The 22,579-nt window shown below is 45.2% G+C and carries 21 protein-coding genes; 1 reads left to right on the top strand and 20 read right to left on the bottom strand.

From position 1 onward, the window contains the following. Positions 1 to 14 precede the first annotated feature (14 nt). The 11 genes from dusA to GQ367_RS03440 all read right to left on the bottom strand — a co-directional run bounded on the left by dusA (position 15) and on the right by GQ367_RS03440 (position 13,641). Positions 15 to 1,097 (bottom strand): tRNA dihydrouridine(20/20a) synthase DusA, encoded by a 1,083-nt coding sequence (dusA, locus tag GQ367_RS03490; protein WP_215291513.1) that lies wholly within the window; start codon positions 1,095 to 1,097, stop codon positions 15 to 17. Positions 1,098 to 1,106: 9 nt separating this feature from the next. Continuing rightward, entirely contained in the window at positions 1,107 to 2,003 is an 897-nt protein-coding gene (locus GQ367_RS03485; RefSeq protein ID WP_215291511.1) for a pseudouridine synthase, read from the bottom strand. 93 nt (positions 2,004 to 2,096) lie between these two features. After that, entirely contained in the window at positions 2,097 to 3,917 is a 1,821-nt protein-coding gene (typA, locus tag GQ367_RS03480; RefSeq protein ID WP_215291873.1) for a translational GTPase TypA, read from the bottom strand. A gap of 28 nt (positions 3,918 to 3,945) precedes the next feature. After that, positions 3,946 to 4,893: a tRNA pseudouridine(55) synthase TruB gene (gene truB / locus GQ367_RS03475; protein WP_215291509.1), complete on the bottom strand. Its 948-nt coding sequence runs from the start codon at positions 4,891 to 4,893 to the stop codon at positions 3,946 to 3,948. Positions 4,894 to 4,895: 2 nt separating this feature from the next. Beyond that, a complete protein-coding gene (gene rbfA / locus GQ367_RS03470) occupies positions 4,896 to 5,249 on the bottom strand; it encodes a 30S ribosome-binding factor RbfA (protein WP_089516499.1) in 354 nt (117 codons plus the stop codon). An 18-nt stretch (positions 5,250 to 5,267) separates the two neighbouring features. After that, complete coding sequence (infB, locus tag GQ367_RS03465) at positions 5,268 to 8,039, bottom strand: translation initiation factor IF-2 (protein ID WP_215291507.1); 2,772 nt, start codon at positions 8,037 to 8,039, stop codon at positions 5,268 to 5,270. A gap of 16 nt (positions 8,040 to 8,055) precedes the next feature. Further along, entirely contained in the window at positions 8,056 to 9,531 is a 1,476-nt protein-coding gene (gene nusA / locus GQ367_RS03460; RefSeq protein ID WP_215291505.1) for a transcription termination factor NusA, read from the bottom strand. Then, positions 9,528 to 10,022 carry a ribosome maturation factor RimP gene (rimP, locus tag GQ367_RS03455; protein ID WP_215291503.1) on the bottom strand — a complete coding sequence of 165 codons (495 nt, stop codon included), beginning with the start codon at positions 10,020 to 10,022 and terminating at the stop codon, positions 9,528 to 9,530. The genes nusA and rimP overlap by 4 nt, the downstream gene beginning before the upstream one ends. Before the next feature lie 174 nt (positions 10,023 to 10,196). Next, positions 10,197 to 12,083, bottom strand: a complete 1,887-nt coding sequence (locus GQ367_RS03450) for a pseudouridine synthase (RefSeq protein ID WP_251370203.1) — start codon at positions 12,081 to 12,083, stop codon at positions 10,197 to 10,199. After that, positions 12,076 to 12,720 (bottom strand): SMC-Scp complex subunit ScpB, encoded by a 645-nt coding sequence (gene scpB / locus GQ367_RS03445; RefSeq protein ID WP_251370202.1) that lies wholly within the window; start codon positions 12,718 to 12,720, stop codon positions 12,076 to 12,078. The genes GQ367_RS03450 and scpB overlap by 8 nt, the downstream gene beginning before the upstream one ends. A gap of 171 nt (positions 12,721 to 12,891) precedes the next feature. Next, positions 12,892 to 13,641: a sulfite exporter TauE/SafE family protein gene (locus GQ367_RS03440; RefSeq protein WP_215291500.1), complete on the bottom strand. Its 750-nt coding sequence runs from the start codon at positions 13,639 to 13,641 to the stop codon at positions 12,892 to 12,894. Between the two features lie 115 nt (positions 13,642 to 13,756). Here GQ367_RS03440 and fnr point away from each other — a divergent pair, with 115 nt between their 5' ends. Beyond that, a complete protein-coding gene (gene fnr / locus GQ367_RS03435) occupies positions 13,757 to 14,506 on the top strand; it encodes a fumarate/nitrate reduction transcriptional regulator Fnr (RefSeq protein ID WP_215291498.1) in 750 nt (249 codons plus the stop codon). A gap of 91 nt (positions 14,507 to 14,597) precedes the next feature. Here fnr and GQ367_RS03430 read toward each other — a convergent pair whose 3' ends face one another. The 9 genes from GQ367_RS03430 to GQ367_RS03390 all read right to left on the bottom strand — a co-directional run bounded on the left by GQ367_RS03430 (position 14,598) and on the right by GQ367_RS03390 (position 22,564). Next, a complete protein-coding gene (locus tag GQ367_RS03430; RefSeq protein ID WP_215291496.1) occupies positions 14,598 to 14,858 on the bottom strand; it encodes a hypothetical protein in 261 nt (86 codons plus the stop codon). After that, positions 14,855 to 15,043, bottom strand: coding sequence for a hypothetical protein (locus GQ367_RS03425; protein ID WP_215291494.1), 189 nt, complete (start codon positions 15,041 to 15,043; stop codon positions 14,855 to 14,857). Before GQ367_RS03425 ends, GQ367_RS03430 begins: the two co-directional genes overlap by 4 nt. Positions 15,044 to 15,057: 14 nt before the next feature. After that, the gene (gene ccoG / locus GQ367_RS03420; protein WP_215291492.1) at positions 15,058 to 16,518 is read right to left on the bottom strand and encodes a cytochrome c oxidase accessory protein CcoG; all 1,461 of its coding nucleotides are present in this window, start codon (positions 16,516 to 16,518) and stop codon (positions 15,058 to 15,060) included. Beyond that, positions 16,518 to 17,441, bottom strand: coding sequence for a cytochrome-c oxidase, cbb3-type subunit III (gene ccoP / locus GQ367_RS03415; RefSeq protein ID WP_215291490.1), 924 nt, complete (start codon positions 17,439 to 17,441; stop codon positions 16,518 to 16,520). The genes ccoG and ccoP overlap by 1 nt, the downstream gene beginning before the upstream one ends. Next, positions 17,438 to 17,617, bottom strand: coding sequence for a CcoQ/FixQ family Cbb3-type cytochrome c oxidase assembly chaperone (locus GQ367_RS03410; protein WP_215291488.1), 180 nt, complete (start codon positions 17,615 to 17,617; stop codon positions 17,438 to 17,440). The genes ccoP and GQ367_RS03410 overlap by 4 nt, the downstream gene beginning before the upstream one ends. A 19-nt stretch (positions 17,618 to 17,636) precedes the next feature. Next, positions 17,637 to 18,293, bottom strand: coding sequence for a cytochrome-c oxidase, cbb3-type subunit II (gene ccoO, locus GQ367_RS03405; RefSeq protein WP_215291486.1), 657 nt, complete (start codon positions 18,291 to 18,293; stop codon positions 17,637 to 17,639). Between the two features lie 18 nt (positions 18,294 to 18,311). Next, positions 18,312 to 19,757: a cytochrome-c oxidase, cbb3-type subunit I gene (gene ccoN / locus GQ367_RS03400; RefSeq protein ID WP_215291484.1), complete on the bottom strand. Its 1,446-nt coding sequence runs from the start codon at positions 19,755 to 19,757 to the stop codon at positions 18,312 to 18,314. 101 nt (positions 19,758 to 19,858) lie between these two features. Then, a complete protein-coding gene (gene ccoS / locus GQ367_RS03395) occupies positions 19,859 to 20,059 on the bottom strand; it encodes a cbb3-type cytochrome oxidase assembly protein CcoS (protein ID WP_215291482.1) in 201 nt (66 codons plus the stop codon). Positions 20,060 to 20,095: 36 nt separating this feature from the next. Continuing rightward, complete coding sequence (locus GQ367_RS03390) at positions 20,096 to 22,564, bottom strand: heavy metal translocating P-type ATPase (protein WP_215291480.1); 2,469 nt, start codon at positions 22,562 to 22,564, stop codon at positions 20,096 to 20,098. Positions 22,565 to 22,579: the final 15 nt, after the last annotated feature.

Below are 22,579 nucleotides of genomic sequence, written 5' to 3'. Positions count from 1 at the left end.
GTAGAGAAGTAAGATTATAACCTGTCCTGATCGTCATGTTCAACATACATTCTGAGCTCCCGATTGGCGTCCTCAAAAAAGGCGCGAATGTCTTGCTCCGTCTTGACCGCGCTCAATAAACGATAGTCCGACAACTTCCTACGCCATTGCCTTGAACCACCCTTGCCGTGAGCCAAACCCAGAATATGACGGGTAATGGCCGCCAAATGGAAGACTTGCTGAGTGGCTTCACAATGCTTGAGCCAGCGTGTACATTGACCGATCAATTCTTCAGTGATGCGATTCCATTGATCCACCCCAAAGAAGTGGCCAAAAGCCTGGCCCTCGGTTGATAACATTTCATCCCAGTCCAACATCATTCCAGGCGTGTGATAGGCGGCTCGGCCAATCATGAATCCATCAAAGTCATTCCAATAGCGCGCAATATCTCCATTATTTTCTAAGCCGCCATTCAGCAAAACTTTTAAATGAGGAAAGTGCTTTTGCGCATCTATGCGCAATTGTTTGGCAATCTCGTAACGCAATGGAGGAATGGTTCGATTCTCCTTTGGAGAAAGACCTTTCAAAATTGCATTGCGGGCATGGATAGTCACCTGACTAGCCCCTGCCTGAGCCACTTTACAAATGAAATCCAAAGTGAACTGATAGTCTGCTTGATTATCTTGAACGTTCATTTCATTCAAGCCAATGCGGTGCTTCACAGTGATGGGCATATCAACAGCATCCACCATGGCCTTCACACAATCCGCCACTAAGTCTGGCTCAGCCATCAAGCAAGCACCAAATGATCCTCGTTGAACTCTTTCTGATGGACAGCCACAGTTCAAATCAACTTCGTCATAGCCCCACTGCTGAGCCAACTTTGCTGAAGTTGCCAAGTCTTGTGGCTCACTGCCACCCAACTGCAAAACAACCGGGTGCTGCACTTCATCAAAATCAAGGTGTCTTGGAACATCGCCATGAATCAAAGCACCAGTGGTCACCATTTCGCTATAAAGAACAGCTTCTTTGGTGAGGCTTCGATGGAATGTTCGGCACTGACGATCAGTCCAATCCATCATCGGGGCAACGGCTATGCGTTTGGTGTTATTCGACATCACGTGATTTTATAGAGAAAGTACAAACGAGCTCTGAAACTCATGTTCTAACTGAGTCACAGGATCCTTAAAACTCAGTTGTTTGGCTAAAAGTTGCAATGGCTCTGAGAAGTCTTTACCCACTTTCGGTTGTGCAATGATGTTCGGATAAATCTTGTCATGTTTGATTGGCATCCCCAAAGCATTCATATGAACCCTTAATTGATGCTTCTTACCAGTACCAAGTTCAAGCTGATATCTGGCCCACGGCTTGCTCACCTCCAATAATTGAATGACCGTGTCTGAATTAGATTCTCCAGAAACTTCTTGCATCTGAATAAAAATATCAGACTCTTCAATTCTGCTCACACGCTCGATTGGGAATTGATCCTTCAGATGTTCTTGATAAGGCGCAATCGCTTCATAAGTCTTTTTAATTTGACGCTCTCTGAATAAAACTTGATAGAGATTACGATCTTGGGCCCTTTTTGAGAATGCCACCAAGCCAGCAGTCTCACGATCGATTCTATGGATTGGGGTTAAGTCTTTAATGCCTGTTTTATTTTTTAGGCGAACGAGCAGTGTTTCTTGTAAGTAATGCCCTGCTGGGGTAACAGGTAAGAAATGAGGTTTATCAGCAATGAGTAAATGATCATCTTCATAAACAATTAACTCCTGAAACGGAATTGATTCCTCTACTTCAATACTTCGGTAATAGTAGATGAATGTATTGATTCGACACTGATCGCTCGCAGACTGAGGGATGCCCTCCTCATCCAGAACGAGGCCTTGATCCATTCTCTTAAGCCATTCTTCTTTTGGAATCTGAGAGAATTTTTCAACTAAAAAATCAATTAAATAGACATGGGCTTTTTCAGTATTTTTAATAAATACTTTACTAGGGCCAACGCCGTTTTTAATGTCCATGATAGTTGGTATTTTTTGCTATTTCAGAAACCATAAAGCCGCAACTTGATGGTTGCGGCTTTATTGATCTTACCTAGGTTCAATGGCGTTCCATTAAGCCGCTGTTTCGCGACTTGCCTTCTTACGCTCATGCTCTTTCAAGTAGCGCTTACGGATACGGATGCTCTTAGGTGTGACTTCAACCAACTCGTCTTCTGCAATGAATTCAACCGCATACTCCAAAGACATTTGAATCGCTGGCACAAGACGCACAGCTTCATCAGTACCTGAAGCACGAACGTTGGTTAATTGCTTACCCTTGATTGGGTTAACGATCAAATCATTGTCACGGCTGTGAATACCAATCACCATACCTTCGTAAAGTGCATCACCAGGAACCACAAACATGCGGCCGCGATCTTGCAACTTCCACAAAGCATAAGCAACTGCTTCACCATCGTCTTGAGAAATTAATACGCCATTGTGACGCTCGCCAACCATGCCCTCTTTCATTGGACCGTAAGCATCAAATGTGTGGCTCATCAAACCAGTTCCGCGAGTCATCGTTAAGAAGTCGCCCTGGAAACCGATCAAGCCACGCGCTGGGATTCTGTACTCAAGACGTGTACGACCTTTACCGTCAGACACCATGTCTTGCAATTCACCCTTACGTTTACCCAACTCTTCCATCACACCACCCTGAGTAGTGTCTTCAACGTCCACCGTTAAGTTTTCATACGGCTCAGTTTTGACGCCATTCTCTTCATGGAAAACCACGCGAGGACGAGAAACTGCAAGCTCGTAACCTTCACGACGCATGTTTTCAATCAAAATAGTCAAATGCAATTCACCGCGACCTGAAACTTCAAACACAGTGTCATCATCTGTATCGCTCACGCGCAAAGCCATGTTTGACTTTAACTCGCGTTGCAAACGATCACGAATCTGACGGCTGGTAATGAATTTACCTTCACGTCCAGCCAATGGGCTGGTGTTAACCATGAAGTTCATCGTTAGAGTTGGTTCATCCACTTTCAACATCGGCAATGGATCAACTTTATCTGGTGCGCACACTGTTGTACCAATCGCCAAATCTTCAATACCGTTGATCAAAACGATATCGCCAGAAGCGGCTTGATCCACCTGAACACGCTCAAGACCTTGGAACTTCAATACCTGGTTTACACGACCATTGAATGGCGTGCCATCTGGACCGTTTTGGCAAATAACTGATTGACCAGCTTTAACAGTACCGCGGCTGATACGACCCACACCAATTTTTCCAACATAGCTGTTGTAATCAATTGAAGAAATTTGGAATTGCAAAGGACCTTCTGGATCTTCGTCACGAATCGGCACATATTTCAAGACCGTTTCAAACAAAGGAGCCATGGTTCCTTCACGCACTTCAGGTGTCAAACCTGCGTAACCAGCCAAACCTGATGCGTAAACAACTGGGAAGTCCAACTGCTCTTCAGTTGCACCCAATTTATCAAATAGTTCAAATGTTGCATTCACAACATAATCAATACGCGCACCTGGACGGTCTACTTTGTTAACCACCACGATTGGCTTCAAGCCAAGTGCCAAAGCTTTCTTTGTCACGAAACGTGTTTGTGGCATTGGGCCTTCAACAGCATCAACCAATAGCAACACACCATCAACCATCGATAGAACGCGCTCAACTTCACCACCGAAGTCAGCGTGTCCTGGGGTGTCAACGATGTTAATGTGAGTACCTTCATACTCCACCGCACAGTTTTTAGACAAGATCGTGATACCACGTTCTTTTTCAATATCATTTGAGTCCATCACACGTTCAGCAACCTGTTGGTTGTCACGGAATGTGCCTGATTGACGAAGTAGTTGATCCACCAAGGTTGTTTTACCGTGGTCAACGTGGGCAATGATGGCGATGTTTCTTAAGGCGCGAATATTACTCATGGTTCTGCTTTCACTTTTTTCAATTGGTTAAATTCGTTACTGCTGCTGCTTGGGCAATCAAACGACGTGGGTGCAATACACCCTTGCGCCAGTCTGCGGTACCCATAAAATTACAAGATTCAATCGTGCCGCGATAAATCCTCATTAACTCTTCATTACTACCCGCTTTACTGACTGGGACTCTTTGCCCAAGACGCAAGCGATCTGCCTCTTCATTTGTAAGCCCCAATGAGTTGAGGTCTTGTACGAGAGCATCTACTGGCAGTAAATACTCAGGCTTGATATTGTTTTCTTGATGATTATTTTTGACGGTTTCTAAAGTAACACCATGACCCAAACTCAAATGGCCCACCTTTTCGCGGCGCAAGCCAATCAAATGAGCACCGGCACCTAAATAATCACCAATATCCTCAGCCAAGGTTCTGACATACGTTCCTTTGCTGCATGAAACTTCTAATTGAGCCACTGGCCATGACACATCCACCCATTTCAATGAATGAATCGTGATCATCCTTGCTTCTCGCTCCAATGTCTCACCTGCGCGGGCATATTCATACAAAGGCTTACCATCACGCTTCAAGGCTGAATACATCGGAGGAATCTGTGCAATTTCACCCGTGAACTTCAATGCCACTTCAGCTAATTTTTCTTGCAAAAGATAGGCATCCGTCACATCAAAATTAGCTTCTTTAACTTCAATCACTTCACCCTCTGCATCACCTGTAGAGGTTTTCTCACCGAACTTGATGGTTGCTAAATAAGTTTTATCTGCATCCAATAAATCTTGTGAATATTTTGTTGCTTCACCCAAACACACCGGCAACAAACCAGTGGCCATAGGATCCAAAGTACCCGTATGCCCAGCCTTGTCCGCATCAAATGCTCGCTTGACAATCGTGACTGCAGTTTGTGAGCTGATTCCTTCTGGCTTATCCAGAAGAACCACCCCGTGAATACCTTGGGGCATGATTAAGCCTTATCGTCGCGCAGAGCTTGATCTATTAAACGTGACATTTCAACGCCACGAGCCACAGATTCATCATGATGAAAATGCAAAGTCGGGACTGTGTGAATGTGCAAACGCTTGAACAGCAATGAATGTAAGTAACCAGCTTTTTCACGCAAAGCTGCCAACGCATTCTCCGGCTCAGCTCCAAGAACTGTGAAGAAGATTTTTGCGTGCGCCATATCGGTTGTTAGCTCAACTGCCTGCAATGTGATCAAGCCGACTTTCGGATCACGAATCTCGCGCGGAATGAGCTCGGCCAAATCCCTTTGGATTTGGTCGGCCACACGTTGATTGCGATGATTTTTTACGGGCATGTTTGTTGTATAAAGCTATTAAAGTGTTCTTGCCACTTCTGTAACTTCAAATATCTCTAGTTGATCGCCTTCATGGATGTCGTTGTGATTCTTAAGTGATAAACCGCACTCAAAACCACCCTTCACCTCTTTGACGTCATCTTTGAAACGCTTCAATGAATCCAATTCGCCAGTCCAAACTACCACGTTGTTGCGCAACAAACGTGCGCGTGATGATCGCTTGACGATACCTTCAAGAACCATACAACCAGCAACAGAACCAACCTTAGATACTTGGATCACTTGGCGAATCTCAACCAAACCAGTGATTTCTTCTTTCTTCTCTGGCGTCAACATACCGCTCATCGCAGCCTTCACTTCATCAACAGCATCGTAGATGATGTTGTAGTAACGAATGTCTACGCCATTGGCTTCTGCCAACTTACGAGCCAATGCATCAGCACGAGAATTAAATCCAATCACAACCGCTTTAGAAGCTACGGCCAAGTTGATATCAGTTTCAGTGATGCCACCAACCGCTGCGTGAACAATCACCACCTTGACTTCGGCAGTTGAAAGCTTCTGCAATGACTGTGACAAAGCTTCTTGAGAACCTTGAACGTCTGCTTTGATGATGATTGGCAAGCTCTTAGCTTCAACACTGCCTTCACCCATGTTTTCAAACATGCTTTCAAGTTTCACAGCTTGCTGTTTCGCCAACTTCACATCACGGAACTTGCCTTGACGGAACAAAGCGATCTCACGAGCTTTGCGCTCATCAGCAACTGCAATCACCTCTTCACCGGCTGCTGGGACTTCTGATAGACCTTGAATCTCAACTGGGATCGATGGGCCTGCCTCATTACAAGGCTTACCGTTTTCATCCAACATGGCACGTACACGACCAAAAGATGAACCCGCCAAAATCATATCGCCACGACGCAATGTGCCTGATTGAACCAAGATAGTTGCAACTGGACCCTTACCTTTATCAAGGCGCGCCTCAATCACAAGACCCTTGGCAGCTGCATCCTTAGGAGCTTTTAGCTCAAGAACTTCAGCTTGCAATAAAACGTTTTCTAAAAGTTCATCAATACCTGTGCCAGCTTTTGCTGAAACATGAATGAACGGTGAATCACCACCGTACTCCTCAGGCACAACACTTTCAGCGACCAACTCTTGCTTGACGCGATCTGGATTGGCATCTGGTTTATCAATTTTGTTGATTGCAACAACCAATGGCACACCCGCTGCCTTAGCATGGGCAATCGCTTCTTTGGTTTGCGGCATCACGCCGTCATCTGCAGCCACCACCAAAATAACAATGTCAGTCGCTTGAGCACCACGAGCACGCATTGCCGTAAAGGCTTCGTGACCCGGCGTGTCCAAGAATGTGATCATGCCACGTGGAGTTTCTACGTGATAAGCACCAATGTGCTGGGTGATACCACCCGCTTCACCTGATGCAACCTTGGCGCGGCGAATAGAGTCCAACAAAGATGTTTTACCGTGGTCAACGTGACCCATCACAGTAACCACTGGTGGTCTTGTGATCAACTCAGCATCATGCGCTTCAGTTGATAGATCTGTATCTGGCTCATCTAACTTAGCAGCAAAAGCTTTGTGACCCATCTCTTCAACGATGATCATCGCTGTGTCTTGGTCTAAAACTTGGTTGATGGTAACCATTTGGCCCATACCCATCAACAACTTAATTACTTCAGCTGCTTTTACTGACATCTTGTGAGCCAATTCAGAAACAGTGATTGTTTCTGGAACATGAACATCTCTCACCACTGGTTCAGTTGGCGCAACAAAGTTAGTTGGCACATCAGATGCTTGCTGTTGATTTTTTCTTCTGCCACCACCTGTGCGCCAGTTACCTGATCCACCGGTTGTGTCACCACGAGTTTTTAATCCGCCAGCGCGCTTCTTACCATCCTCATTCCAAGTCGAAGATGACTCGGTTGATTTGATCGTTTTAGCACCTGGCTTAACTTTATCTTTTTTCTTGTCATCTGCACCCTCAGCCTTGACTGGCTTGTGAAGAGTGCCCTTCTTTTCTTCTTCTGGTGGTTTGGCAGCCTTAAGAACTCTGGCTGGCGCATTCATCATGTCACGAATCGCTAAAGCTTCAGCTTCAGCCTTGGCGCGACGCACGCGAATGCTTTCCAATTCATCATCACGAACTTTGGCAGCTGCAGTAGCGGCTACCTTTTCTTTTTCTTCGTTTTCAGCTTTAGTTTTTTCTTCTTCAGCGCTTGTTTTTTCTTTTTTATCAGCCTTAGCAGCTTTTGTTTTTGCTTCAGCCTTTTCAGATTCTTCGCGAGCTTTGCGATCCATCTCAGCTTGCATATCAGCTTCTTGACGAGCCAATAACTCAGCTTGACGCTTGGCTTCAGCTTCACGCTTTGCTAACTCAGCATCATCCAAAATGCTAGCTGGTGCAGCTTCCACTGAAACCTTGGCTGGCTTTTCAACCTCTGGTGCTGGCTCTTCTGCAGCAGATTCATCACGCTTGACCAATACGCGCTTTTTACGAACCTCAACTTGAACAGTGCGAGTTTTACCAGCAGAGTCTGCTTGGCGAATCTCAGTTGTTTCACGCTTAGTTAATGTAATTTTTTTGCGTGCAGCAGTATCCGAACCATGAGCCACTTGTAAATGCTCAAGCAATTTCGTTTTATCTTTTTCAGTCAGCTTATCTTCCGCTGCTGTTTTATTAATTCCGGCAGCCTGAAGCTGCTCCAGCAATGCTGCTGGAGTGCGCTTCAGTTCTTTTGCCAAATCTTCTACGGTCGTGGTCGCCATGCGAACCCCTTATGAATCAGTTAAACCAGTGTGCACGAGCTTTCATAATGAGAGCTTTTGCGTCTTCTTCGTTGATGCCAGTCATTTCCACTAACTCATCAACAGCCAATTCCGCTAGGTCATCACGGGTATGGACATTACCTTCCGCCAATTTGGCAACAAGATTCGTAGTCATACCTTCTAAGCTACGTAGATCTTGCGATACCTCTTCAACACGCTCTTCTTTTGCCAACTCCATCGTTAACAACGAGTCACGTGCGCGAGTACGCAATTCATTTACCGTATCTTCATCAAATGCATCAATTTCTAGCATTTCTGACAAAGGCACGTATGCAACTTCTTCCAAACTATTGAAGCCTTCTTCAATCAAAATATCCGCAACTTCTTGGTCCACGTCCAACTTATCCATGAACAAAGCGCGTACTTTTTCTGATTCTTCTTCAGTCTTCTGAGCAGACTCTTCAGGAGTCATGATGTTGATGTGCCATCCAGTTAATTCACTGGCCAAGCGAACGTTTTGACCACTGCGGCCAATGGCGATCGCCAAGTTTTCTTCATCAACAACCACGTCCATCGCATGCTTCTCTTCGTCCACCATGATTGATTGAACTTGAGCAGGCGCTAAAGCACCAATTACAAATTGCGCTGGATCTTCAGACCACAAAACGATATCCACTGCTTCGCCAGCAACTTCATTACGAACCGCTGTCACACGTGTGCCACGCACACCAACGCAAGTACCAATTGGGTCAATGCGCTTGTCGTGGGCAACCACTGCAATCTTTGCACGGATACCAGGATCACGAGCGGCGCCCTTGATCTCTAATAAACCTTGTTCCATTTCAGGAACTTCATTCTCAAATAATTTGATCAAGAAATCTGGAGCTGTTCTTGATAACTCAATTTGTGGACCGCGAGCTTCACGGTCTACTTTCAAAATGAAACCACGCACGCGGTCACCGCTGCGCAAGTTTTCTTTTGGAATCATTTGATCGCGACGCAATAAGGCTTCAACACGGCCAGACTCAATGATCAAACCATTTTTGTCAGCACGCTTCACAGTACCAGTCATGACGTTTTCGCCACGCTCTAAGTAGTCATTCAAAATCTGCTCACGCTCAGCATCACGAATGCGCTGCAAGATCACTTGCTTAGCTGTTTGCGCACCGATACGACCAAAAGCAACAGACTCAACTTGCTCTTCAATGAAGTCACCGATTTCAATGTCAGCAATTTGTTCTTTGGCTTCAAAAGAAAGAATCTCTTTGTCTGGCTCTTGCAGACCGGCCTCATCAGGCACCACCAACCAACGACGATATGTTTCATATTCGCCAGTGTTGCGATCAATGGCAACGCGAATATCCACATCTTCTTCGTAACGTTTCTTACTTGCAGAGGCCAAGGCCATCTCAAGTGCTTCGAATACGATATCTCGTTCAACGTTTTTCTCGCGTGCTAAAGCGTCAGCTAGCATGAGGACTTCACGACTCATGATTTTCTTCCTTTGAAATCAACTACGGGAACCAACCGAGTTTTTTCAACCTCGGCCAGAGTAAATTCAAACATTGCCTCGCTGCCATCTGTGTTTTTAATTAACAGACCCAACTTGGCATCAACAGAATCAGCGTCACCACTGATCAAGCCCTGCAAAACACCTACATAATTCTTTCGGCCAGCATGTGCGACGCGTAATTTAACGTTTGCTTCCAAGCCCATGAATCGGACATGGTCAGCTACTGTTTTTACAGGTCGGTCCAAGCCTGGTGAAGAAACTTCCAATCGATCGTAGTTAACGTTATCTACAGGCAAGCTGTAATTCAGATGACGGCTTACTTTTTCACAATCAGTAATATCAATCGGACGCTCATAATCAACGTTTTCAATTGTGACGCGCAATAAGCCACGACCTTCTCGTTCGATATCAACGAGTAGGTACCCCAGGCTCTTAAGAGCGTCAGCAATCAGAACTTGTTCGTTCGCCATCGACTGTTACGTTTTCTTTCACCAAAAAAAAATGGGCATATAGCCCATATTCCTAAACAAAAAGAACATGCCCGACCTACGTTGAACGCAACTTTAGCCGGAACTACTAAACAGTTGAATTATATAAGAACTTGCCAGTCCTGCCAAGGGATATCCCCTAGCTTTACTGACAATTTAGCTCGGTTTTGAGAACTTTTTACCAAATTTACCCCCAGGTTTACCACCTGGAGAGCGATTTTGCCCCTGACCGGAGCGAGAACCGCCCTGACCTGGACCTTTTTTACCGAATTTTTGACCAGAACGAGGTTTATCAGCGCCACTGCCAAATGCACTACCGTGGTGCACGCCAGCTTGACTATCCTCGTCACGACGCTGCCCAAAACCTCCTGAGCGACCGCCTTGACCTGGCTTTCCTTGACCAGGCTTACCACCCTGACCTGGTTTACCTCTTCCACCACCATTGCTGCCCTTGTATCTGCCGCCACGATCATCTGCATGACCTTGAGCAAAGCGGTTGGTGTTGGATGCTTGTCTTAATGCGTCCTTAGATCCCCAGTAAGACACTGAGGTTTGCATTGGATCAGGTTGACCGCCACTGTGTTCACGTGGGGCACGGTTGCCGCCCTCGCGTGGATCACGGCGAGATTTTTCACCCATGCCCTGAGGAACTTTCAAGCCAGCCATTCTCATGAGCTGCACAATTTGATCTGATGGAACTTCTTCCCAGCGACCACGACGCAATCTTGGAGGCAAAACAAACAAGCCATAGCGTGTTCGAATCAAACGAGACACAATGTGGCCAACCGCCTCAAACATGCGGCGAACCTCACGGTTACGACCTTCTGTTAATGCCACGTGATACCAACGATTAGCACCTTCTCCGCCACCACTGACTAAGCGCAAGAATTTAGCAACACCGTCATCTAAATTGATACCTGTTTTTAAAAGCTTTTCTTGCTCTGGCTCTAAGTCACCCAAAATACGTGCTGCGTATTCACGCTCAACACCATAACGAGGGTGCATCAAACGATTCGCTAACTCACCTGAAGTTGTGAATAACAACAAGCCTTCAGTATTAAAGTCCAAACGACCCACTGCAATCCAACGACCTTGCTTAGCTTTTGGCAAGCGATCAAATACGGTTGGACGACCTTCTGGATCTGATTGACTAACAATCTCACCCGCCGGCTTGTGATAAAGAATCACGCGCGGTGGTTTTGTTTGAATCTTGCGATGAACCATCTTGCCATTGATTTTGACTTGATCCGTTGGTCCAACACGTTGGCCAATGTGCGCCGGCATACTGTTTACAGAAACACGACCCTGAATGATCAGGTCTTCCATGTCACGGCGAGAGCCCATACCAGCATCAGCTAGAACCTTGTGCAACTTAACAGTGTCTTCGTCGAAACCTTCCTCATCGACATCATCAAGATCAGACCAAACTTCATCACGCAAACTTAATGGCAGTTCATCAACACTAGAGAACTGCAAGCCTGGCATTGCATCTTCTTCAGCTTGAGCTTCTTTTGTTTCTGATTCAGATGAATGAGACTCGGTCTCTAATTCAGCCAATGTTTGAGCGACCATGTCATGAGTCACTTCTGTTTCAACTTCTGGCGTGTCCAATGTGGCATCAAACTCCCCAGAAACCACGGATGCAAATAAAGCTTGGCTTTCTTCGCTGACCGGACTGGCTTTGGCTTCTTGATGACGTGAAGGATGATTTGTTCTGTCACCTCTGTCACCGTTATTACCTTTATTTCTTGGGCCTCTGGCAGACCTATCACCACGATCACCTCTTGGAGGACGCTGACCGCGAGGAGATCTTGCTGCTTGCTCACCCTCCACTGCTGGTTGGTCACCAGCACCGGCTTCAGTCACTTGATTGTCATTTGCAGGCTGATCACCGGCGGGCGCATTTTCATCGCGTGGACGTCTGCTGCGCGTCTTGTTGTATGGACTGCGACTGGTTCTTTTTGGTCGAGTCTCGCTAGTTTCACCAGCCTCTTGCCCATCCACTTTGGCGGGCTGTTCAGATTCAAATTCAGGACTAGTCATTAGTTTTTTCGTTATTGGTTTGCGTATCGTTAGCATCAACTTCAGCATCACTTACTTCAGTTGGTGTCGACACTTGGTCGTTTGATGTGTCAGCTACATCAGTCACGTCTGAAGCGCCTTCAGGAGCAACTGTTGGTTCACCCTCAAACTCCATCACTCGCTGAGCCACAGACTCAGCTTGAGCTGAAGCATCATCGAGCATTGGCAATTCTTGCAAAGTGGTCAAACTTAAATCATTTAAAAATTGGCGCGTTGTGGCGTATAGACCAGGACGTCCGACGGTGTCTTTATGACCCACTACTTCAATCCAACCGCGATCTTCTAACTGTTTCACCACATTTGAGCTCACAGTCACGCCACGAATCTCTTCAATCTCACCTCTCGTCACTGGTTGACGATAAGCGATGATGGCCAAAGTTTCCATCACAGCTCTTGAGTACTTCGGTGGCTTCTCAGGCGTCAAGCGATCCAAATACTCACGCATCGACAAACGACTTTGAAAACGCCAGCCCGTCGCAAGCTCTAAAAGCTCCATGCCCTTTTCTGCCCAATCTGCCTGAATCTGAGATAAAGCCTCATTCAACTCCTCTGCAGAAAGTTCTTCTAAAAACAAACGACGCAAATCGTTCATTGTCATGGGTTCATCTGCACATAAGAGTGCAGTTTCAAGCACCAGCTTGAGCTGTTCAGGAGTCATAAATTTAAAAAGGGAATCTGTTTATATTTGGGTTAAGGATGTCTGGCTAAGAGATACCAGAAATCACATCATTATTATTTAACCAACTAGGGAGCTATTGTAATTCAAACTCTAGCCAATGCAAAAACCACCTTTGAGAAGCGCATCAGGCAAGGTGAAGGCCCTGTAAAGACCAAATAGTCCTGTAAAAATCATCAAGCCCGCAGCCATATAGCGCGTCCAAGCCTGATGCCCCCACGCTGCCAAGCGTGCTGAAAAACCAGTGATGAGCAAAAGATTGGGCAATGTTCCCAAGCCAAAAGCCAACATTAATAAGCCTCCTGAGACGCCATCCCCAGATAAAAAGGCCAAAGGCAAGATGCTATAAATCAAGCCACAGGGAACCAAACCCCACACGAGACCCACCAAAAAATGTGGTTTATGACCTGGCTTTTGAAGTGATTTTGATAGTTTTGACCATAAAGTAGCTGTTTTGGTGTTGAGCCACACCTCCCACGAAGAGGATTTGGACTTATTTTTAGTCAAAATAAGAAAGCCCTGGAATAGAAAAATCAGCGCCGCTACCGCAAATAATGCTCGTTGAACTGGTAACCAACCTTGCTGCCACAATGGAAAACCCAAAGTTCCAGCCAAAACACCTAATAAGACGTAGCTGGTGATTCTGCCCATATGAGTCAATAACTGCTCATAAATGAGTTGTTTTCTGGAAATAAAACGCAAAGTAGCTGCATTTCCGTCTGCTGAAGGATTTTGCTTGGCTCGTTCTAGACCAGCAGCAATGCCACCGCACATCAAAGCGCAATGCCAACCACTGACCAAGGCCCCGATAAATATCGTCAGAAATAACGTGGATGTGACCATACTTACCGAAAATTCCTAAGTGGTATTGTTGAATGCGAAGTTATAGAATAGTACCAATGTCTACTTAAGCTGCATTGATGTAAAGCAAACTAGTTATATTCATATAAAGTAAACAATGATGAATCCTATCGCCACCACAAACCCTGCCAACAAATGCTCAACTTGCGTTTTAGGACAGTTTTGTCTTCCAGTTGGCTTAAGCGTTGAAGAAGTTGATAGGATCGATTCATTGGTCACTGAGAGAGTCCGTTTAAAAAAAGGTGATGCTCTTTACCGCCAAGGTGACACCTTGAGTGCTGTTTATGGCATTAAATTTGGTTCTCTAAAAACAGAATACGCACTTCCTGATGGTCGCGAACAAATCACAGGCTTCCATTTACCAGGTGAAATGCTTGGCTTAGATGGTATTGGTAACAATCAATACCAATCAAATGCAATCGCTCTCGAAGACAGCGAGGCTTGCGTTGTTAAATTCAACGAATTTGAAACTTTAGCAAGACAAATTCCATCACTTCAACAACAATTTCATCGCATCTTGAGTAAAGAATTAACTCAAGATCAACGTCACCTTCTTTCATTGGGCAGTCTTCGAGCTGAAGAGCGCCTGGCGAGCTTCCTATTGAACTTCTCAGATCGTCTTGCAGCCAGAGGTTATTCGCCCAGCGAATATCACTTGCGCATGAGCCGTGAAGAAATTGGTAGTTATTTGGGTATTCAGTTAGAGACAGTGAGCCGTTTGTTCTCACGCTTCAGTGAATCAGGCCTCATTCAAATCAAACAACGTCATATCAAATTGATTGATATGAATGGCCTACTCGAGTTGACCGGTAAATCAAGCGCCATTCATTGCGCCGCTCACACTTAATCAATCAACAAATATTCCAACATCTTTTAACTCAGTAAAAAAGCAGCTTTAAAGCTGCTTTTTTATTAAATCAATTTGATTACTTAACTATTTACAGCAATCCACCATCTGCTTTTTCATTCAGATCACACACTGATCCAGGCAAGATATAAATGGTCAGTGCACTTGATAGAGCACACAATAACCAAAAAATGAAAAAACCAATCGTATAAACAGCCTCTTTAGAAGCCGTGATTGGTTGATCTAAAAATACCAAATCCTCTGGCTGCACCAAAGTAAAAAATATCCCTTCGGCAATTCCACCCACCAAGAAAGATGGCCACAAAATCCACATCCATAAACGGCACTTCATTTGGTCACCTGCTCTATCTTTAAACCTTGTTTAACAACGCCTTCACGAATCGTCTGATCAACGTCCTGAGTGAACGCAAACCAAATAGTGATGGCAGCACCAACTGCACCAATCGCTGGACCACTGATGATCAACCATGGCCACAACTGCTTCCACCATGGTTTTGTATCTAATTCTTTTGACATACAGTCTCCTATTCTTACCTTGGCACAATAAAACTAGACTTCTCGCCACGAACTCTTAAAGTATTAGAGGCGTTAGGTCCATTTTCATTTGCTTCGATATCAAAACTAATTGGATGAGTGCCCGTTTTAACGTCTTCAATAGCTACTCTGACCTTCACTGGTATCAACAGATTGCTTGATGGATTCACAACAACTTCAGTAATTTCTTTACCCTGAGAACTCAAAATTTGCATGCCTGGTAAACCAGTCGCAACAATTCGAACATTCATTTGGTTTTCAGAAGAGTTCATGATTTGGAGGCGATAAACGTTCTCTATCTTGGTGCCTTCAATTTCACGAGCCAAAGCACCCCGGTCACGCATCACATCAACCCTCAAAGGATTACGCAGAAACACTGAGCTTGCAAATGCGATCAACAACACAGACATGATCCCGATATAAACCAGTACACGTGGTCTAAAAATGTAATGTCTTGCCTTCTTGTTGTCCATGTGCTCAAGCATGGCTCGTTCAGACGTGTAACGAATCAAACCTTTATCGTAACCAACCTTGTCCATCACTTGATCGCAGGCATCTATACACGCGCCACAACCAATACACATGTATTGCAAGCCATCACGAATATCAATGCCTGTTGGGCATACTTGAACGCAGATACTGCAATCAACACAATCACCTAAACCAAGCTCTTTGTGGTTAGCAGCTTTTGCTCGACTACCTCGTGGATCACCACGCGTTTTGTCATAAGTAACAACAAATGTGTCTTTATCAACCATCACACTTTGGAAGCGTGCGTATGGACACATGTATTTACAAACTTGCTCACGCATGAAGCCAGCATTTCCCCAAGTGGCAAAGCTATAGAACAATAACCAGAATGCCTGCCAAGGGCCTAAGGTGAATGCAATCAGTTCAGCACTCAATACCTTGATTGGTGTGAAATAACCAACAAAAGTAAATCCAGTCCAAAGAGCAATCAAAATCCACAAGAAATGTTTGGTTATTTTGATGCGCCATTTAGTGAAGTTCCAAGGCCACTCTTGACCATCTAAACGAATGCGTGCAAAACGATCGCCTTCAATCTTGCGCTCTATCCACATGAATATTTCTGTGTAGACCGTTTGCGGGCAAGCGTATCCACAGAACAAACGACCAGCAACCGCTGTGAATAAGAAAAGTGCTAATGCTGAAAGGATCAGCAAAAGAGTCAGATAAATAATATCTTGCGGCCAAAGAACCAAACCGAAGATGTAAAACTTACGAGATACCAAGTCGAATAAAACCGCTTGACGGTCATTCCACTGCACCCAAGGTAAGCCATAAAACAATATTTGTGTCGCAAGAACTAATATTAAGCGCCACTTGGCAAAAACCCCACTCACTGAGCGGGGGTAAATTTTACGTCTTACTTCGTAGAGAGATAGCTCAACTGTGTTCTGTGAGCCACTCTCATCCGCTAGGAAGTCATTTGACATTATTTGCTGACTTTATCTTTAACGTTCGATAAACCCCAAACATAAGCTGTTAGCAAATGAATTTTTTCTGGGGTCAAAATAGTGTCATGAGCTGGCATCATACCGTTGCGTCCTTTTAAAACTGTTTCAACGATGCTGGCCTCTGAGCCACCATATAACCAAACTTTATCAGTCAGGTTAGGAGCACCCATGGCAGCCATGCCCTTGCCTTCAGCACCATGACATGCTGCGCAATTGGCTTTGTAAACCTCAGAGCCACGACCCACTTTGATTTGATCAGCGGCCAAACCAGATAAGTTACGCACATAGTTAGCCACATCTGAAACTTGAGTGCTTTCTAGGTGAGCAAAGGCAGGCATCACACCAGCACGACCAGCAACCAATGTTTGTTTGATGTCTTGAGTGTCGCCACCATATAACCAATCAGTGTCTGCCAAATTAGGGAAGCCTTTAGAGCCACCAGCATCAGATCCATGACATTGAGCACAATGGTTCAAGAAAAGACGTTGACCCATTTCACGAGCAGCTGGATCAGCAGCCACTTGCTTGGCATCCATGTCCATATATTTCGCATAGATAGGCTTTAACTGTTGATTCGCTTGAACAACAGATGAATCATGAGCAGAACGTGTTGTGTATCCCAAAGCACCTTCATAAGTACCCATACCTGGATACAAAACCAAGTACACGATGGCAAATACACATGACAACACGAACATCCACATCCACCAACGTGGCAATGGATTATTTAACTCGCGCAAATCATCATCCCAAACGTGCCCTGTATCGGCCACAGAACCATCAGCCTCATACGTTACATTGGTTTTACGTTGAGAAAATAATAAATACAGACACCAAATGATGCCCACGCCCGTTACGAGCGCAATATAAATGCCCCACCCACTACTGAAAAAATCACTCATGATTGATCCTTCTTATCATCTTTCTTATATTCATCTGGGAGATCAAACGGTAACTGTGCCGATTCATCATTTGCAGCACGTCGATTGGCAGACCATGCCCACCAAACGATGCCCACAAAAAACACCAAACCCAAGACGGTTGATGTGGCTGATAGATACGGCACGATGTTTTCCATTGCTATCTCTTATTTGAAATTACTGAGCTGCCGTTGTTTTAACTGGGTCAACCGCACGGCGATTGGTTCCCAAACCTTGCAAGTAAGCAACCAATGCATCTTCTTCAGTCTTGCCTTCAAGCTCTTTTGGTCCATTCGCAATTTCTTCTTCTGTGTACGGAACACCCAAACGGCTCATGGCTCTCATGTGTGCAGAGATATCACCCACATTGCTCGCAGGTGCTTTTGCCAACCATGGGTATCCAGGCATATTGGATTCAGGCACCACGTCACGAGGATTGCGCAAATGAATGCGGTGCCAATCATCTGAATAGCGTCCGCCCACACGAGCTAAATCAGGACCAGTTCTCTTTGAACCCCACAAGAATGGGCGATCAAATACAGACTCACCTGCAACAGAGTAAGGACCATAACGCTCAGTTTCTGAACGCAAAGTACGAATGTGTTGTGAATGACAACCAACACAACCTTCTCTTTGGTACACATCGCGACCTGCTAAGCGAAGTGCAGAGTAAGGCGTTACGCCTTCAGCAGGCTTGGTCGTTGAGTGCTGGAAAAACAATGGCACGATCTGTACCAAACCAGCAATGGCCACAACCACCACAGTCATCACAATCAACCAACCCGCATTAGTTTCGAGCGTGTTGTGAGAGAAGAATTTTTTATTATCAGACATAGTGATCTCTCCTTTGGCTTAGTGGGCAGCTGCCAAGTTACTTGTTGGAATTGGCGCATCTACAAACTCTTTGTGTCGAATTGTCTTCAACACGTTGTAGGCCATCACAAACATACCTGACAAGAAACATACGCCACCCAATAAACGAATTGCATAGAACGGATAAGTTGCTTTTACAGATTCAACAAAGCTGTAAGTCAAAGTACCGTCTGGTTGGAAGGCTCTCCACATCAAACCTTGCATCACTCCAGCAATCCACATCGCGGCGATGTAAAGAACCACGCCAATTGTAGAAATCCAGAAATGCAATTCAATTAATTTGGTGCTGTGCATTTCTTTTTGACCCACCAAACGTGGAATCAAGTAATACATAGAACCAATCGTGATCATCGCTACCCAACCCAATGCACCTGAGTGCACGTGGCCAATGGTCCAGTCTGTGTAGTGAGACAAGCTATTCACAGTCTTAATAGACATCATTGAACCTTCAAACGTAGACATACCGTAGAAAGACAAGGCGGTGATCAAGAACTTCAAGATTGGGTCACGGCGCAATTTGTGCCAAGCGCCAGACAAAGTCATGATGCCGTTGATCATGCCGCCCCATGAAGGTGCCAACAAGATCAATGAGAACACCATGCCTAAAGATTGAGTCCAGTCAGGCAAGGCTGTGTGTTGTAAATGGTGAGGACCTGCCCACATATACGTGAAGTTCAATGCCCAGAAGTGAACAATAGACAAACGATATGAATAGATTGGACGCTCTGCTTGCTTAGGAATAAAGTAATACATCATGCCTAAGAAGCTTGTTGTTAAGAAGAAACCAACGGCATTGTGGCCATACCACCACTGAACCATCGCATCTTGTGCACCTGAATAAGCAGAGTAAGACTTGAATAGACTTGCTGGCATTTCCAAGTTATTGAAAATGTGCAACATGGCAATCGTCAGAATGTAAGCACCAAAGAACCAGTTAGACACATAAATATGCTTTGTTTTGCGCTTGATCACTGTGCCAAAGAACACCACAGCGTAAGCAACCCAAACCAAAGTGATCAAAACGTCAATCGGCCACTCTAATTCAGCATATTCTTTGGACGTTGACATGCCCAATGGCAATGAAATCGCTGCAGCAACAATCACTGCTTGCCAACCCCAAAATGTGAAGGCTGCCAACTTATCTGAGAACAAACGAACCTGACAGGTACGTTGCACGATGTAGTAGGAAGTTGCGAACAATGCGCTACCACCAAAGGCAAAAATCACCGCATTGGTGTGCAATGGGCGCAAACGACCATAGCTCAACCAAGAAATATTCATGGTGATATCTGGCCAAATTAGCTGTGCCGCCAAAATGACCCCTACCAACATGCCCACAATGCCCCAAAGCACTGTTACCAAAGCGAATTGGCGAACAACTTTGTAGTTAAAGTTGTCTTGTGTGTTACCCACGGTTAACCCCATGGTTTCTCCCTTACTAGCCTAAAAGCCGATTGATCCTGTCGCGATTATAAAAATCGAAGGGAGGAATGACCTTGATGTAGGTCAAGTTTTGGGACTAAAGATTAATCTTTTTGATTAACTGAAGTGCTTGTGGATGTTTTGTCTACGACACGATTGGGTGAAACATCATCATCCATCAAAATTGAATGGCCTGGACCTTCTAAGTCTTCAAATTGGCCGCCCTTAACTGCCCAATACAAAATCAGAACAATCACAGCAATCACAACCAAAGACATTGGGATGAGTAAATAAAGACTTTCCATATAACTAGTCTAGCTCATTAATTTTCATAGGGCTTATTAGCGAGTTTTTCTTAAACGCCAAGCATTCAATGTGACCGCTAAAGAGGATAAGCTCATCCCTATTCCTGCGATCCATGGATTGACCAAGCCCATCATTGCAATCGGTATGGCAACCACGTTATAAACAAAAGCCCAAATTAAATTTTGGCGCATGATGATTTTGGTTTTATCTGCAAGATCTAAAGCTTGCGATAAAGGTTTTAATGATTCGGTGGTCAACACAGCATCAGCTCCAGCTTGCGCCAAAGGTGCGCCACTACCAACAGCAACGGAGACATTGGCCTTCGCTAAAAATGGCGCATCGTTCACACCATCGCCAACAGCCCACACTACCTTACCTTCTTTTTGCAGCGCTTCACTGAATGAAAACTTATTTTCGGGCAAGGCCCCACCCTGATGATGATCAATACCAAAGTAGCGAGCCCACCATGCAACAGTTTGCGGATCATCACCTGATAACAGGTGAACCTGAATACCTCTTGCCTGAACTTGCTTGATAAATTCCATAGCGCCTGGTCTTGGCGTATCCAACAAAGCAAACACTGCCAACAATCCTTGATCATCTTTTAAATACACCAAGCTGGCTTGTTCGTTTTCTTGGGACACCAGAATAGGCTCAAGACTTAACCACTGACGAGCACCTAATTGATAAACACCTGAACGCAAACCCTTGCCCAATTCACTCACTGGCGCTTCGCTTAAGATGACCGGCTGAATGTCTCGTTTTTGTGCAGCTTCTAAAATTGCCAAAGCCAAAGGATGCTTTTGCCCAGACTCCATGGCCGCAGCAATTGCCAACACTTGTTGCTCGGTATAACCAGAACGCAAAGACAAAATAGCTTTTAATTCAGGATGGCCTGTGGTGAGAGTGCCAGTTTTATCAATCACTAAATCTGTTGCCTTGGCCAAAGTCTCCATGACATGACCTCTGACCACCAGTAAACCTAATTTTGTAATAGCGCCTTGAGCCGCAGCCATCGCAGCAGGCGTGGCCAAAGATAAAGCGCATGGACAACTTGCCACCAACACAGCTACAGCAGTTTCCCAAGCTTTAAGAGGGTCTAAGAAATACCAAGCAATTGCAGTCAGCCCCGCTGCTGCCATCAAGAACACAACAAAATAACCAGCCCACTTTTCTGCTAAGCCAACTACTTGAGGTTTTGCTAAGAGAGCCTTATCAAGCAGTGAAGCAATGCCTGCGATTCTTGTGCCCTGACCCAAAGCCGTGATGCGCATCACAATCGGACTCACAATGTTGTGACTTCCTGCATACAGAACATCACCAACTTCTTTAGACACTGGTCGAGATTCTCCGGAGAGAATCGCTTCGTTCAAACTTGCCTCACCTGAGAGCAGAACACCATCGACTGGAATCACATCGCCGGGTGCAATACGCAATACATCACCAATCACACACCTGACCACCGGTACTGATTTAATAACTTCAGAATTTGCATAATCTTCAAATCGATCGCAAGTGGCAGGCAATTGTTTTGCCAAAGCTTCTGCGCCACCCTGTGCGTCTTGTCTGGCCAACAATTCTAAATATCTTGCTCCCAGTAAAAATGCAATGAACATGGTGATGGAATCAAAATAACTTTCACCAACACCGAAGACCAAACTGATGGTGCCTGCTATGAAAGCCAATGCAACTGCAAGCGATACAGGCACATCCATACCCAACATGCCCGTCTTTGGAAAATTTCTAATGCTGTGCCAAGCAACCACGAACATAGGGCCTGCAGAATAAAGAACTACTGGAACAGTCAAAGCCCAACTCGTCCAACCCAATAACAACTCTTGCTCGACAAGAAGATCATCAGCACCTGTGTATGTCGGCCAGGCATACATCATGACTTGCATCATCCCCAACACAGCAACGCCCAATCGCATCAATAAATGACGGCGTTCTTTTTTAGCCAGATCAGCACTCATCGAAGGTTCAAAAGGCCAGGCTTCGTAACCAATTTGCTCAACCGAATGAAGCAATGTCGATAGATTCACTTCCTTAGGATTAAATCTGACCGTGGCACGCTGAGTCACATAATTGATTTGTACGTCCTTGACTCCAAACAATCTTTTCAAATGTTGCTCATTCAACCAGACACAGGCAGCGCAGCGAATCTTCTCCAAACGCAAGGTGGTTTCAACTTCGCCCGCATATTCTGATGAAGCTCGCGTAAATCGATCCATCAAGACTGGGTCGTCGTAGGCTAAAAGAGCATCAGGAACTTGATCCGTTAATTGGCCAAGATCATCAGGCTTAAGACCCAGCGGAATGCGTCGTGCGTAAAAGGCTTCTAAACCCTGACCATGAATTGTTTGCGCAATCGCCAAACAACCCGCACAACAAAAATAACGAGGCGATCCACCAAGCGTTGCCTCATAGTGGTTTTCGCTGGTTAGATCGCCGCCGCAGTGATAGCAGTCACCGATTGAAAGTGGGGTCTCAGGCTTAGTATTCATCTCAGCCTGAGATTC

The organism is Polynucleobacter sp. MWH-CaK5 (assembly GCF_018687615.1).
In the GTDB taxonomy this organism is placed as follows: Bacteria; Pseudomonadota; Gammaproteobacteria; order Burkholderiales; family Burkholderiaceae; genus Polynucleobacter.
This window is presented reverse-complemented; position numbering and strand designations above follow the sequence as displayed.